Consider the following 14,415-nt stretch of genomic DNA (forward strand, 5'->3'; position numbering starts at 1 on the left):
GCGTGCCTCATCAGCTCGGCTGGAAAACGATGGCGATAATGTGGGTCGGGCGGCTTCTTCATTCCTCCATCCTGGCGCAGGATCGGGCCGCCCGCCAGACCCGGTTACCGTGACAATGCCCGCAGCAAGCCGTGGAAGCCGCATCCAGGGAACCTGGGCAGCCACCAGGCGGGGGCGTACTGACGAATATCAGGCCCCAAGGTTCCTCCGGTGTAAGATGGCTAGGACGCGAAGGGGCGCTGATCCAAAAGCTCTCGGGTCGATAGGATGGCGTGTGCATACATCGGTGCGTTGATCGCTGCGGCCTGCATTCCTTCGTGACTAAACGCAGCAGTGGCGTCCTTTATGAGAGTGACATGGTAGCCCAGCTCCATGCCGAAACGAGCCGTTGACTCGATGCAGCTATTTGCGATGAGACCCACCAGGATGATCTTTTGAATTCCATGCTGCTTAAGTTGCGCGTCAAGGTCAGTATTGGCGAAACCGCTCTGCGCCCAGTGCTCCTTGATAATGACGTCGCCCTTCTGCGGACCGAATTCAGGATTAAACTCTCCGCCCCACGTGTCGACTTCGAAAGCTTTCGTGGAAAGGCCGGCTTCCTGGAACATATTTATATGCTGCCAGCCATCAAAGTCGCCTTCATGTGACCGATGGTGCGGGACAACAAAAACTCGCACTCCAGCTCGTCGAGCCGAGGGGATAATTTGACGAAGATTGCCGAACAGGCCAGAGGCGTCTGCCGTTGGCTTGATAGCCTCATATAACTTTCCACCTTCGCTCATGAAATCGTTATAGGGGTCGACGATGAGCAAGGCCGTGTGGTCTGACGAGTAAGTGCCGGTCATGGTGTTGCCTTCCTAATGAAAGAGGCTGGTCGCGTGTGGGTGGAGATTGCGTCATGGGCGGCCATTCGTGATTCGCTGACTGATCATGCGATTGCCGCTGATTCGGCCGACGGACCTTACGATGCCCAAGGCTCCAGTACGACTTTGCCGATGGTCCTTCGCTCTTCTATGGCCTGATGCGCAAGCGACGCGTCCTGCAGAGGGTAGCGATGACCAATCTGCACCTTAAGTGCGCCGTTTAGTACTGCATCGGTGAGGTAATGCATCGCCGTGTCGAGCAAGGGACGATGCCCAACGTCGAAATATCCTGGTAGGTAGAAGCCCCGCAGAGATTGATTCCTTCCCACGAGCTTAGACGGATCAATAGACTGATGTTCGTCCACTCCTCGTCCAAACTTGACCAATGTCCCGAACGGACCAAGACATCTCAGAAGTTCGACGAATGAGCCCCCTGAAGATTCGTATCCGACGTCGATACCTCGCCCATCCGTTGCTTGCATGATCTGCTCCGACCATCTGCGCTCTAGAGAACCCACAACCAGGTCGACGCCGTTGTCACGGGCAAACTCACGCTTCTCTTCGGAACTGGCGGACCCCACGACAAAGGCTGCACCTACCGCCCGCGCCATCTGGGTCATTTGCATCCCCACGCCGCCTGCCGCAGACTCGATGAATACCGACTTGTCTCTCAAACTGGCGACGGCATGCGTCAGCAGATAGGCGGTCAGTCCTTGCGCAAGCAACGCGGTGGCTTCGGCAAAGTCTAGTCCTTGTGGGAGCGGAATCGCCTGAGCCGCTTCCGCGAGGGCGTATTGCGAGTAACCCTGCGATCCCACACGGCAGAACACTCTATCACCCAACGTCAACGCAGAGACTTTGTTGCCAAGTTCAACGATCGTGCCCGCTATTTCGGTCCCCGGCGCGTAGGGAAGGGGGGTCTCAGTAAGATAGCGATTGGTCCGACGCATGATGTCGCCATAGAGAACGCCTGCGGCTTCTACGCGCACGAGGATCTGGTCGGGCCGTGGGGATGCGATCGACACATCGATGACCTTCAAGACATCTGGTCCGCCAAAGCGGTCCACGACCACTTGTCTTGCTGACCTCATGCTCGTTCCTTTGTTAGGATATGATGGGTCAGGCCGCGGGCTTGATTGCGGCGAGGAACTTGTCAATAGTCGTCACTTCGTGACCGAAGGTCGGATAGGAGAGTTCTAAAGCCGCCTTGTGGGCCTGCTCGGTGAACTCCGCGACGGCATCGGTTAAGAAGGTGACGTGGAAACCCTCTTCGAGCGCATGACGGCCAGCACTCTCGACGCAGGTGTGGGAGGTCAACCCGGCGAGGACGACCTTCTCAATATTGTTTTCACGTAGCTTCTGAATCATGTCGGTATTCACGAAGCTGTCGAATGTCCGGTGGCGGCTGATGATAACATCACCCTCCCGCGGCGCGAAAGTCTCAAAGAAGTCGGCGCCCCACTCCCCCTTCCAGAAGAGCTTGTTCTCCATCGCCCACTGCCAGCGCGGATGGACATGTTTGACGTCGTCGAAGCTATGTTCGTGAAGTCCATGTGGCACGTAGAAAATCTTCATCCCATTGGCGCGAGCTCCGCCAATCAAGCGCGTTAGATGCGCGATGAGATCGGTTTTCTCGAGCATTGGCCCGATCCGTTGAGCCAGCTTCCCTTTCTCGTCGAGAAAATCGTTGAGAAGATCGACTAGAAGTAGTGCCGTGTCGCCGGTCGCGTAAGGTTCCATCGTCGCAAGCCCTTCTTGTTTCAGCGGCACTGCGGATGCGCCCATTTGCTAGACCATGCGTAGACCCGATGACGTATCGGTAGAAATCGAAAGAAAATGGTGCTGGTATAGGCGCCATGGATGACAAGAAGCTCGACTTGAACCTACTGCTGGCGCTCGAGGCACTACTCGCCGAGTTGAACGTGACCCGGGCGGCAAAGCGTCTGAACCTCAGCCAACCGGCCTTGAGCGCTCAGTTGGCGCGTCTACGGGATATATTCGGAGATCAACTCCTCATCCCGACATCTCGCGGTGTCTCCGCCACCGCGATGGCCAAGGAGATTCAGGTGCCCTTGCGCCATGCCTTGGATCAGATGCGGGGTCTCGTCAGCCGCGCACGATCCTTCAATCCGGCCAGCGCCAAGATCGCGTTTGGGATCTCCGCCAGCGACTATATGCAGGTAGCAGTACTCCTACCTTTCGTGACGAAAATCAGTGCCGCAGCACCTGACGTGCAGGTCATGGTGAGAGCAGTCTATACACCTAAGGCTGATCTCGAGCGGGGCGACGTGGACGTAGCCTTTCTGCAGTCGAGTGAGGTCGAGGGAACGGAGTTCCGATACCTGGACGTGTTGCGGGAGCGATATGTCGGCATCGCTCGGAAGCATTCGCTCTCACCCGGGGGTATGCCTATGGATCGCTTCGTCGCGGCACGACACGCCATCGTGTCTCCACGCGCCGAAGGTTTTCGCGGACCGACGGACGATGCGTTGGCCGCGATGGGCCTGACGCGAAAGGTAGCCGTCGCTGTTTCTTCATTTGTCATGATGATCGAGGCGGTAGCGGGAAGCGATCTCATCGCGCTCGCCCCGGAGCGTCTGGTCGCTCGCTACGCTGATCGCGTCGATACCTTCGAACCTCCGCTTCCCGTGGCCGGGTTCCGGATCGCTATGGTCTGGCACGAGCGCACCCACGATCATCCTGGACGCGCTTGGCTGCGTTCTCAATTGGCGGGGTTCTGCGCCCAAAATTGAGAATCTGAGCGCCCTTCCGCTCAGCACCTAGGTCGCCGCGGTCACGTGCGCATCCAGTCATCCAAGATTTGGATACCGTCACCACAATCTTTGGATTTCCCGCGCTAGCCCCGTTGAGCTTATCTCCGAGTTACGCCGGTTCGGCGTCTTCGAACACCATCACGTTGACGACACCCGACGCACGCGGGCTTGCGGGGAGTCGTTTACTGAAAGATAGACGATGAAAGTTCTCTTCCTCATCACGAGCGCCAGCGAGGCGACATGGCTTGCTGAGGTGACCCATCCATATTGGCACTTGGCCGAGCGGGGAATTGATGTGGACTTCGCCAGCCCGCTGGGCGGCAAAATCGTCTGGAATCCTTGGAGTGATCCTTTCACGGCCGATTCGCAGGAGCGTGACGACCTCGTGAGCAAAGGATTTCTGTCTGATAAGGCTCTTACCCGCCGTCTCGAGACGACGCTTCCCTTCAGGAGCATCAAGGTGACGGATTACGAGGCGGTTCACGTCGCGGGCGGCCTCGGGGCGGCTGTAGATCTTTACCCCAACTCGGATATTGCCGAGATCTTAGATTACTTCTTCGAGGCTAGGAAAGTCGTCGGCGCCATCTGTCACGGCGTCATTGCTCTGGGTAACAATTCGGATCGTGTTCATGGTCGTCACGTGACGGGATATTCCCTGAGCGAGGACCTGCAGATCGAAGCTCTTCTGGGGAAGGGCTTCATCCCCAACTATCCGCAACCCATTCTTGAGGCTGCGGGCGCGTTATTCACAAGCGCGGAACCGCAGGGCGTCCGTGTGGTCATCGATGGCAATTTGATCACCGGCCAGAACCAGCAGTCTGCGTCGGAATACGGCATCGCGCTTCACAATGCGATTGTGGGCCAGCATCCCGTCGTTTCGTCTCAAGTGCGCTAAGGCTTCAAATCCCGATGGGGGACACCAATCCGGCGCTCGTTCGTCTCGAGGCGCAGCAGCCTCCCGTCGGACCCGCCACTTTCGTGGAAGCTGAAGCTGCCTCGACCGGCCGGTTGCTGTGGCGGACGTCCCGGGTGCTGCTGGTCGCAGGGGCGGCATTCGTCACCTGGTTCTTCGCCAATAATTGGGATCGCTGGTCAGGCGCGGCGCGATACGAGCGGACGGATGACGCTTACCTCACGGGCGACTTGACGCCGCTCTCAGCCAAGGTGTCGGGCTATATCCTGACGACGAGCGTCAGCGACTTCCAAGGGGTGAAGCGCGGGGAGCTCCTGGCGGTGATCGACCCCGTCGATTACCGGGCCCAATTGGATCAAGCCGTGGCGGACCGCGCGACGGCGGCGGCCAATCTTGACGACATCGTGAATCGCAAGGCCATTCAGCGGGCGCTGATACGACAGGCCGAGGCGACCCTCCAGGGGACCACGGCGGATGTCGTGCGCTACCACTTGGAAGCACTTCGGCAACGCAACCTCAATGGCGACCGACTGGCCGGCACCCCGCAGGCAGTGGAGCAGGCGGACGCAAACGAAAAGCGGATCGGCGCCCAGTTGATGCTCAACAACGCGCAGGTCGACCAGCAAAAAGGACTGTTGGCAAGTCTGGACGTGCAGCAGAAGCAACTCACCGCACAACTGGACGCGGCTGAGGCCCAAGTGAAGCTCGCACGAAACAATCTGGGCTACACAGAAATCAGATCTCCAGTCGACGGAATGGTCGGGCAACGCCAGGTCCACCCGGGCGAGTTCGTCAATATCGGAACGCAGATTGTGACCGTTATGCCTCTGCCAAACATCTGGGTCATCTCAAACTACAAGGAGACCCAGATGACGCATGTGCGCCTTGGGCAGTCGGTCCGTGTCACGGTCGATGCCTTTCCGGGCCTCGCTCTTACCGGCCATATCGATAGCTGGTCGCCGGGGACGGGAAGCACCTTCGCCCTGTTGGCGCCTGACAATGCCACCGGAAATTTCACGAAGGTCGTTCAGCGCGTGCCGGTGAAGGTTGTGCTCGATAGCGTGCCGGCGCTCGGGACCTTGGTTAGACCAGGAATGTCGGTCGAAACCAGCATCGACACAGGCTCATCGCCTGTCGCTGGGCCCTGATCCAATGGATCACCATGGCCGGCCCCTAAGCGGGGTGGGGGCGGTCCTGCACCAACAGGCACATCTCCACCCATCTCGACTGCATATCGACGACTGGCAGCCTTACTTAGGTCTCCTGGGCGTGCTGCTCGGCTCTGTCATGGGAACTCTGGGATCGCGGACCACCAGTTTCGGCCTCGCCGACCTCCGCGGCGGCCTGCATGTAGGGTTCGACGACGGTGCCTGGATCACGACGAGCTTCGGCATCGGCCAAATGATGATGGGCGTGGCTTCCCCGTATCTCGGCGCGGTCTTCGGGCCGCGTCGTGTGCTGCTCGTGGGCATCGTTGCGTTCTTCATGACGTCTCTCCTGCTTCCGCTGACAGGGAACCTCACAGTGTTCCTAATCCTGCTCGGCCTCGCGGGCGTCAGCTCGGGCACCTTCATCCCGCTCACCATCAGCTTTGTTGTCCGCAGCCTTCCCGCCCAGCTGGTCGTTTACGGCATTGCCATCTACGCAATGAATTCTGAGCTGTCGCAAAACGTCGCCGCTTCTCTGGAAGGTTGGTATGCAGACCATCTCTCCTGGCATTGGCTGTACTGGCAGTATTGCTTGGCCTTGCCGGTCATGTTCGGTGCCATCTGGTTCGGCCTGCCGACCGAGAGGACCAACGTCAAACTCCTCCGCGATTTGGACTGGTTCGGCTTAGTCTATGCCGGGCTCGGCTTTGCGATGCTTTACGCGGGGTTGGATCAGGGAAATTGGCTTGACTGGAGCAGTAGCGGACTCGTCAGCGGTCTGCTGAGCGGCGGCGGCATTCTCACCGCGGCCTTCGTGGTTCGAGAATTGACCACGGCAAGACCCTTTCTGAACCTGCGAGTGCTCCTGCGGAGCAATCTCCTGCTGCTGCTCATGGCGCTGGCGGGTCTTCGGTTCATCGTTCTATCGACAGCCTATATTATCCCGACCTATCTCCAGACGGTCCAGAACTTCCGCGAGCTGCAGGTCGGGCAGGTTCTTATGTGGATCGCCTTGCCTCAACTTGTCCTGGCGCTCCCGCTGGCGGCGCTCCTGCGTCGGGTGGACGGGCGCTATGTGTTAGCCTTGGGTGTGGGATTGATCGGCATGGCCTGTCTCATGACGGGGCAGCTGACAAGCCAGTGGGCAACCGACGATTTTCTTCCGTCTCAAATCGTCCAGGCCATCGGCCAATCCTTCGCGCTGACATCACTAACGGTCCTCCTTGTGCGGAGCCTTGTTCCGGCGGAGGCGCTAACGATCGGATGCCTCCTGCAGATCAGCCGTCTGTTCGGGGGCGAGATTGGGACGGCGTTCATGCAGACCTTCGTGCGGGTGCGTGAGCAGCTACATTCCAACATCATCGGGCTGCATATCGCCGAGGGCAGCGGGATCACTGTTGCCCGGCTAATGGCCTATGGCCGTTCTTTTGGGGTTCATGTTGTCGACCCAGGCCGTGCGGCTTCACAAGCCGACAGGCTCCTGGCGGCGGCCGTCGCGATTCAAGCCAACGTGCTCGCCTATCAGGATGGATTTCTGGCGGCTGCAATTGGCGCGGTTTTCTGCTTGCTGCTGGTGGCCATCATGAGTCGAGGCAGGCCCTCAATGTTCTGAAGACGATCGGACGACTTGCGCCGGCAGCGCGGTCGGCCACTCGGTGGGCGCTCATCCGTCGGCAGGCTCGTCGGTCAACCTTCGGCGCGCCCGATCCTGCTATTGCTGTGATTGATTCTTTCAAGGAGCGGATTATTGGACCTGGCCGATCGTTTCGAAGTCGTGCTGTTGCTGATCGCGGCCTCGCTCGCACTCACCTTGGCGGCGCGACGCCTTCGTATGCCGAATGCTGCGGCTCTCATCCTGGGCGGCATCGGCCTCGCACTCATCCCCGGCATGCCGGACGTCGAGCTCGACCCCGATCTTACGCTCATCCTGTTTCTGCCTCCGCTGCTTCTGGTCAGCGCTTACCTGACGAACTGGCGCGATTTCCGTAAGGATTTGCGCATCATACTTCAACTTGCCGTCGGCGCGGTGCTCTTCACGACGCTTGCCGTGGGCTGGGTCACCCACCTCGTAATGCCGGGGCTGCCCTGGGCCGCGTGTTTTGCCCTCGGCGCGATCGTGTCGCCGCCCGATGCCGTCGCCGCCAAGGCCGTGCTGCAGGGGCTGCCGCTGCCGAGACGGGTCGTTACCCTTTTGGAGGGCGAGAGCCTGGTCAATGACGCCACCGGCCTGGTGCTTTACCGCTTCGCGGTAGCAGCGGCGCTGACCGGAACCTTCGACAAGGGCGCGGCCGCTGAGAGCTTTATCGTGCTCGCCGCTGGTGGCGTGGCAGTTGGCCTCGTTTTTGGCTTTTTGGGCAGCAAATTGACTGCATGGCTGAAGGATCCGGAGCTAAGCGTCATCGTGAGCTTCCTAGTGGCGTGGACCTCCTACATCGGCGGGGAGTGGCTGCACGTCTCAGGGGTGTTATCGACGGTCGCCTGCGGCATCGTCGTGGGCAGGCGGCAGCACTCCAGCCTGACCGCCGAGAAGCGCATGCAGATGCGAACGGTGTGGCGAGTGGTCACCTTCTTGCTGGAAAGCCTGGTGTTCATCCTGATCGGGCTTTCGTTGCGGGGGGTAATGCACCGCCTCGCCGGTGATCCACACGGCCTGGCGGCCTTCATCCCTGCGGCCGCAGCCGTTGTCGCGGCCGTTATCCTGGCGCGCTTCGCCTGGATCTTCCCCGGTGTCTATCTCGTGCGCGCCCTCATACCGAGACTACGCAAGCGCGATCCTTACCCGCCTTTCGGGGTTCCCGTGGTGATGAGTTGGGCGGGCATGCGCGGGGTGGTGAGTTTGGCGGCAGCCCTGGCACTTCCAGAAGCCTTTCCAGGCCGGGACTTCGTTTTGGCGACGACCTTCGCAGTCATTCTGGTGACCGTTCTCGTGCAAGGGTCCACTCTGGCGCCTTTGATCAAGGCATTCGGTCTGCACCGAACAACTGAACGGCCTTCGACCATGCTGACGGTGACTGCCGCGCGGGTTCATACGGCGACGGCAGAACTCGCCGCGATTGAATTGCGTTCCAAGCGGCCCGACGGTAGCCATCTGCATCCGAGGCTCGTCGAGCAATATGCCTTCAAGGTGGGCGCGGTCACGAGGTTCAATGACGCCAGCGGCGGGCTGGACGATCAAAGGGCGGAACATTTTGCTACCGTGCTGGCGGCTATCGCGGCCGGGCGGGATGCACTCCTGAAACTCCATCGAGAGGGCGAGATCCACGACTCGGTGCTGGCAGCCCTCGAACATGAATTCGACCTCGACGAAATGCGAGCTCGACGGGTCGCGGAAGGCCCACGTCACTAGTGATTCGACGCCGCAATCTAGTGCAAAGCAAGCGATAGACTTCCGCTTGGCGCAACGCAGTGGCTGCGCACGAATCCCGTAGCGGACCAGGGTGAGTGACCACCGTCCCATTTGAGACAGCCAGACCAACGGTCGCTGCTTAGCGGCAGAGGGTCAACTCGCGATAATGCAGCTTCTCGCGTGTTGACTATCGACGCCGGGAATTCACCGCTGTGGACTAGCTGATGCTAGATTTTAGGGCGTCGAGCCTGAACGGTCGAAGCGAACTGGCGCCTCAAATCCAAGGGTAGGCTGCACCTCTTTCACGCGGAAGCTACCGGCCGGTAGCGGACGGAGCAATTTGTCCTCAGCGGCCTGGCTGTCGAGCCAGTCGAGGCGCTGCTCGCGCCGCAGCACCGCCATTTGGCGATCGTGGTACAATGCCACATCGGGATTGGCCTCGACGGGATTGCAAAGGCTTCTGGCCAGTCGGGTTTCTCGGGTCGCCAGATGCCAGCGAAATAGAACCAATCCCCACCCGCCAGGACGAAGTTATAGGCTCGGTCTTTGCTCCGCAGGCGAAAATCAGACGCGGGTACGAGGCAGCGGTGGCTTGAGACGGTCCGCCCTCGGCGCGCACCACCGTATAGGGACGATCGGCGTGCGGGCCGGGCCGAACACCCCAGGCCGCCTCGACCAGCTCAACGCCGCCGCTGTCCCGCCGTATGATGGCTCGGTGCTGACCAAAGGGCGCGTCCAAATCGAACGGGCTTGCGCTCATGCTCGTGAACATATTAGGAACTATGGCTCGCTGCAATCCGCCCGCTGCGGAGACCCTCATGTGCAACGATTATCGATTGGAAGTGGAGGCCTCGGCAATTCTCGAGGATTTCTCTGACCTTAAGATCAAGATCCGCTTCTCCGAAGGGACGCCGAACATCCAGGCGCGCCAGGACATTAAGATCACGGATATGGCGCCGATTGTACGCACGATCGACAGCGATCCGAACGCCGGCGATCTGGTGCAGCGGCGATGGAGCTGGCCAGGACTGAACGGCAAGCCGGTCTACAACTTCCGCTCGGACGGCCGCGAGTTTGCGTCCGGTCGCTGCCTCATCATCGCCGACGGCTTTTACCAATTCACCGATCCAGCGGATAAAAAGAAAAAACGCAAAGACAAGTGGCTCTTCACGAAAAAAGACGAGCCGATCTTCTGCGTTGCGGGAATCTGGCGGCCTAACAAGGATGTCGGCGAGGCATTCACGATGCTGACGATGGAGCCTGGCCCGGACATCGCGCCCTACCATGATAGACAGATCGCGATCCTCAATCGGGAGGATTGGCGGGTGTGGCTCGATCCGTCGGTTTCCGCAAGTCGATCCTGAAATCGCTCCCTGCTGGGAGCCTATCCGTCGAGCAAGTAGGATGATCTAGCAGACGAAGACGCAACGGCAGGTGGTGCAAGAGTGCAATCAACTCGCCATAGTCAAGAGCGCTTTTGCCTTAACGGCACGGCAACCGCCAGCAGGGATCGCCGTCGGCATTGCGCCGCCGAGGCAAAACGCTCTGAATTATCGCCTCACAATGCCCCCGACGGGCTCTTGACCGGTAGTTTGACGGTCGCCAGTTGTTCGATACGACGGATGGCCACCACAACGTCTGCCTGCTCCAGCCGGCGCCCAATGTTGGCAAGGTGAGGCGCCGTCATTGTCAATCGCGCGATCTCGTCGATTTCACTTTCCGTTGCCGCGATCATCCCCAACTCCGCTAGGCACGTAGGCAAACCGATCCCCCGCAAAAACGCGGCAACGTCGAGGATGAACGCGGTCTCCCGATTCTCCACGGCCAATTGAACAAGAGTGCCATAGGCCACCTGATTGCCATGGATCGCGGCCTTGACACCCCGCGCAACGACGAGACCTCGCGTCAGCGAATGAGCGATCGACAGTCCACCGTTTTCGAACCCGAGGCCACTCATCAGAATGATGGCCTCGACGGTCGCTTCAACATCATCGTTCAAGATTCCGGCCGAAACGGCATCGAGGGCAGCGGGCGCATGGGCTCGCAGTGTGGCATAGCAGGCGTCTGCGATGACACCGGCTGTCAGGAGTGGCCGTGTCCCGAATGGCGTCTTGCCAGTCCCGACCGAACAGCCGTTGGCCTCGAACTTCTTGGCGATCGCATCGCCGATGCCGGCGCGCAGGAAATGAACGGGCGCACTCGCGATCAGCCTCGTATCCACGACGACGAGGTCGGGGCTGCGAGGCATGCGGTCGACCGCGATCATCACGTGTTGATCGTCATACATGGCAATCGACGCGCTGGTGGGCGAATCATTCGACGCGATCGTCGGAACTGTCACCAGCGGCTTGCCCAAACGCACAGCCAGGCCCTTGGCCGAATCGAGCGCTTTGCCGCCGCCGACTCCTACGAGCACCGAGATAGGTGTGTCTCCGGCATCTCGGGTCAGCTCATCGATAGCCGCGTAGGTGATCTCGCCACCAAAAGGCAACAAGATCGGGTCGAGCCCCGCGCTGCGCGCCGTCTTTTCCAGCCGCGCTCCAAGGCGCTCCATCAAAAACTGATCAACGACCAGAAGAGGCCGCGGGCCATATGGCGCTAATAGAGGCCCAAGCTCATCCAGGGCGCCAGGTCCTTGAACGTAGCGATGAGGAGAACCGAAAATGCGCATGAGACGAGCTTTCGATGGAAGGACTTAGCAGAGCAGCTTTGCGTGCCGGCCTGGACGACCTTGTCCCGTTCGCTCAATATTTAAACTGACGGAAGGTGTTCGAGCGGATAGGCATCGCTTGGTGCTCCCCAGGCACAGTAGCCGCCATCGACGGGTAGCGTGACGGCCGTGATGAACTCGGCACGGTTGGACGCCAGGAACAGCAAGGCCTGGGCGATATGTTCCGCCTTGCCAAGCCTGCCCATTGGGGTTCGGCGCCGGATACGGTCGCCGTCGACCTTGCCGTCTTCGATCAGTTTGGCCAGCAAGGGCGTCAACATATAGCCCGGCGCCACGGCATTAACCCGGATACCATACGGCGCCCATTCGCAGCCCAGCACCTGCGTCAACATGCCGATTCCCGCCTTGGCGGCGCTATAAGCCGTCCGCACCGGCAAGCCGAGAATGCCCGCAATCGAGTTGAGGTTGAGAACCACGCCCATTCCGCGTTCAATCATGTGCGGTGCGACTGTATTGGATACGAGATACGTTCCGGTGAGGTGGATGTCGATCAGCCGCTGCCAGTGTGCGAGTGTTTGATCGACGGTCGGCACAAAACTGTCCGGCACCCCGGCATTATTGACCAGGATATCGATGCGACCATAGCGAGCGATCACATCGGCGACCATGGCCGTGACCGCCGCTTCATCCGAGACGTCGCCCGCGACCGCGTGATGCGCGGGTCCGAGCGACTTCGCCGCGGCATCGGCGGCCTCCGCGCGCACGTCGTTGATCACGATCTTCGCGCCCTCGCGTGCGAAGACGCGCGCCGTCTCCAAACCGAGTCCGCTGCCCGCCCCGGTGATGAGGGCGAGCCTGCCTTCCAGCTCACCCATCATTTGTTCTCCAGTATCGCCCGCACAAATCTCGGCAGGTCGACCTCGTATTTCGCCTCGAGATATTCCTGCGACCCGCATTCGAAGAAACTGTCCGCGAGCCCTATCTTGACTAAAGGCTTGATGAGTCCTGCATCGTAAAGCGCCTCTACGACGAGACTCGCAAGTCCTCCTGTTGTTTTGTGATTCTCGGCCACGATCAGCCGGTCGAAACGGGACGCGAAGGCGAGCACGCCGTCACGATCGAATGGCTTGATCGTGCCGACATGCAGCACCGCGGCGTCGATACCTTGCCCGGCGGCGATATCAGCGGCATCGCGGGCACGCATCGACATATAACCGCAGGAGATGATGCCGACCGCGCTACCCTCGCGCAGCACCTTCGCCTTGCCGAGTTCGAAGCGATAGTCGTTTCCCAGCTCCACTGGCACCTTGCCGCGCAGACTGCGAACATAGACGGTGCCGGGAATATCGGCCACGGCGCGCACGACCTGCTTGAGTTCCGTCGCGTCGCAGGGGTCGATGATGGTCAGGTCCGCGATCCCCCGCATCATGTTGAGATCTTCGGTTGCCTGATGGGTCGCGCCGTAGCCGTTCACGAGCCCCGGCATCCCGGCGAAGATTTTCACATTCGCCCTGGAATGCGCGCAGGATATCGCGACGAAATCGTAGGCCCGACGCGTGATAAAGACCGAATAGGTGGTACAATAGGCGATCTTGCCGACCTTCGAGAGGCCGGCCGCGATCATGAGAAGATCCTGCTCGGCCATTCCTACGTTGAAGAACCGGTCGGGAAAGGCATCTCGGAACGGCAGGATGTCGCTGTAGCGCCCCATATCAGCCGTGAGACCGACGATCTCCGGCCTTTCCGCCGCAAGGGCCGCCAAAGTCGTGCCGAATGGCGCGAGTTCCGTGGTTTTGCCTATTACATCGATCAATTCACCCATGCCGCGCGTGCGGCCAGCGGTGGTCGCAGCAGTGTCAACCATGATGCGTCTCCAACTCGGCCTTCAGCGCGTCCCACTCGTCATTGGCGACGCGGACGAAATGTGCTCGCTCCCGACGCTCCAGGGTCGGGACACCTTTGCCCGGTGTGGTGCGCAACACGATGGCTTTCGGTTTTCCGTTGGGTTGCCGCGCATTCGCGAGAGCCATCACGATCGCCTGCATGTCATTTCCGTCGATCTCCACTGCCTCCCAACCGAAGGCGACGAATTTGTCGGCGACGGGATCGATTTTCACGGTGACTGGGCCATCCGCCTGGATGCCGTTGCAGTCAATGATGGCAACGAGGCTGTCGAGCTTGAAAGTCGCGGCGCTCATCGCGGCCTCCCAGGTCGAACCTTCCTGAAGTTCGCCATCGGACAATTCGTTGAATACACGAGCCGGTGATCCGTCGAGACGCAAGCCGATCGCCATGCCGACCGACTGACCGAGCCCGTGACCGAGGGAACCTCCGACCATCTCGACACCTGGTGTATCATCAAACGTGCTCATTGGAAGATGTGAGCCATTGAGCCCGTAGCTAGCGAGTTCGCGGACCGACAGGTAGCCGGCCTCGGCCAGAACCGCGTACATGGCGATCGCATAGTGACCGGTCGAGAGGATGAAACGATCGCGATCTTGCCACTTCGGTGTGGCGGGATCGTAACGCAGCTCATGAAAATAGAGCGCGGCCAGGCAATCGGCAATGCCGAGACCCTGAGCAATATATCCTTCACCTTTGCCGCTCGCCATGTCCAGCATCAGACGCCGAAGGTTCAGTGCGCGAGATTTCAGCGCGTCGATATCGGGATGTTCGGGAGGATGATTGCGCGACGTCATG

14 protein-coding genes are annotated in these 14,415 nt (G+C 60.1%); 6 read left to right on the forward strand and 8 right to left on the reverse strand.

Annotated elements, in window-relative coordinates:
• Positions 1-221: 221 nt before the first annotated feature.
• From GSQ92_RS16515 to GSQ92_RS16525, 3 genes are all read right to left on the reverse strand, one after another.
• Positions 222-845 carry a cysteine hydrolase gene (locus tag GSQ92_RS16515; RefSeq protein WP_159013720.1) on the reverse strand — a complete coding sequence of 208 codons (624 nt, stop codon included), beginning with the start codon at positions 843-845 and terminating at the stop codon, positions 222-224.
• A 116-nt stretch (positions 846-961) separates the two neighbouring features.
• A complete protein-coding gene (locus tag GSQ92_RS16520; RefSeq protein ID WP_216856852.1) occupies positions 962-1,954 on the reverse strand; it encodes a zinc-binding dehydrogenase in 993 nt (330 codons plus the stop codon).
• 28 nt (positions 1,955-1,982) lie between these two features.
• Positions 1,983-2,648, reverse strand: coding sequence for an isochorismatase family cysteine hydrolase (locus GSQ92_RS16525; RefSeq protein WP_216856853.1), 666 nt, complete (start codon positions 2,646-2,648; stop codon positions 1,983-1,985).
• A 71-nt stretch (positions 2,649-2,719) separates the two neighbouring features.
• Between GSQ92_RS16525 and GSQ92_RS16530 the strand changes: the two genes are divergently transcribed.
• The 5 genes from GSQ92_RS16530 (at position 2,720) to GSQ92_RS16550 (ending at position 9,044) form a co-directional block, all read left to right on the forward strand.
• Complete coding sequence (locus GSQ92_RS16530) at positions 2,720-3,616, forward strand: LysR substrate-binding domain-containing protein (protein ID WP_159013722.1); 897 nt, start codon at positions 2,720-2,722, stop codon at positions 3,614-3,616.
• A gap of 220 nt (positions 3,617-3,836) precedes the next feature.
• Positions 3,837-4,532 carry a type 1 glutamine amidotransferase domain-containing protein gene (locus tag GSQ92_RS16535; protein ID WP_159013723.1) on the forward strand — a complete coding sequence of 232 codons (696 nt, stop codon included), beginning with the start codon at positions 3,837-3,839 and terminating at the stop codon, positions 4,530-4,532.
• A 14-nt stretch (positions 4,533-4,546) separates the two neighbouring features.
• A complete protein-coding gene (locus tag GSQ92_RS16540; protein WP_159013724.1) occupies positions 4,547-5,698 on the forward strand; it encodes an HlyD family secretion protein in 1,152 nt (383 codons plus the stop codon).
• Between the two features lie 4 nt (positions 5,699-5,702).
• A complete protein-coding gene (locus GSQ92_RS16545) occupies positions 5,703-7,310 on the forward strand; it encodes an MFS transporter (protein ID WP_159013725.1) in 1,608 nt (535 codons plus the stop codon).
• A 135-nt stretch (positions 7,311-7,445) separates the two neighbouring features.
• Positions 7,446-9,044 carry a Na+/H+ antiporter gene (locus GSQ92_RS16550; protein ID WP_159013726.1) on the forward strand — a complete coding sequence of 533 codons (1,599 nt, stop codon included), beginning with the start codon at positions 7,446-7,448 and terminating at the stop codon, positions 9,042-9,044.
• Between the two features lie 234 nt (positions 9,045-9,278).
• On the opposite strand, the gene GSQ92_RS30285 is transcribed toward GSQ92_RS16550, so the two are convergent.
• The gene (locus tag GSQ92_RS30285; protein ID WP_216856854.1) at positions 9,279-9,554 is read right to left on the reverse strand and encodes a hypothetical protein; all 276 of its coding nucleotides are present in this window, start codon (positions 9,552-9,554) and stop codon (positions 9,279-9,281) included.
• A 308-nt stretch (positions 9,555-9,862) separates the two neighbouring features.
• Here GSQ92_RS30285 and GSQ92_RS16560 point away from each other — a divergent pair, with 308 nt between their 5' ends.
• Positions 9,863-10,408 (forward strand): SOS response-associated peptidase family protein, encoded by a 546-nt coding sequence (locus GSQ92_RS16560; protein WP_371417938.1) that lies wholly within the window; start codon positions 9,863-9,865, stop codon positions 10,406-10,408.
• A 194-nt stretch (positions 10,409-10,602) separates the two neighbouring features.
• On the opposite strand, the gene GSQ92_RS16565 is transcribed toward GSQ92_RS16560, so the two are convergent.
• The 4 genes from GSQ92_RS16565 to GSQ92_RS16580 all read right to left on the reverse strand — a co-directional run bounded on the left by GSQ92_RS16565 (position 10,603) and on the right by GSQ92_RS16580 (position 14,414).
• Entirely contained in the window at positions 10,603-11,715 is a 1,113-nt protein-coding gene (locus tag GSQ92_RS16565) for a glycerol dehydrogenase (protein ID WP_159013727.1), read from the reverse strand.
• Between the two features lie 80 nt (positions 11,716-11,795).
• Positions 11,796-12,593 carry an SDR family NAD(P)-dependent oxidoreductase gene (locus tag GSQ92_RS16570; protein WP_254066632.1) on the reverse strand — a complete coding sequence of 266 codons (798 nt, stop codon included), beginning with the start codon at positions 12,591-12,593 and terminating at the stop codon, positions 11,796-11,798.
• Positions 12,590-13,579 (reverse strand): transketolase family protein, encoded by a 990-nt coding sequence (locus tag GSQ92_RS16575; protein ID WP_159013729.1) that lies wholly within the window; start codon positions 13,577-13,579, stop codon positions 12,590-12,592. Before GSQ92_RS16575 ends, GSQ92_RS16570 begins: the two co-directional genes overlap by 4 nt.
• Positions 13,572-14,414 (reverse strand): transketolase, encoded by an 843-nt coding sequence (locus GSQ92_RS16580; protein ID WP_159013730.1) that lies wholly within the window; start codon positions 14,412-14,414, stop codon positions 13,572-13,574. Before GSQ92_RS16580 ends, GSQ92_RS16575 begins: the two co-directional genes overlap by 8 nt.
• Between the last annotated feature and the right edge of the window lies 1 nt (position 14,415).

Origin of the sequence: Acidisoma sp. S159, assembly GCF_009766125.1 — a bacterium.
Taxonomy (GTDB): domain Bacteria; phylum Pseudomonadota; class Alphaproteobacteria; order Acetobacterales; family Acetobacteraceae; genus Acidisoma.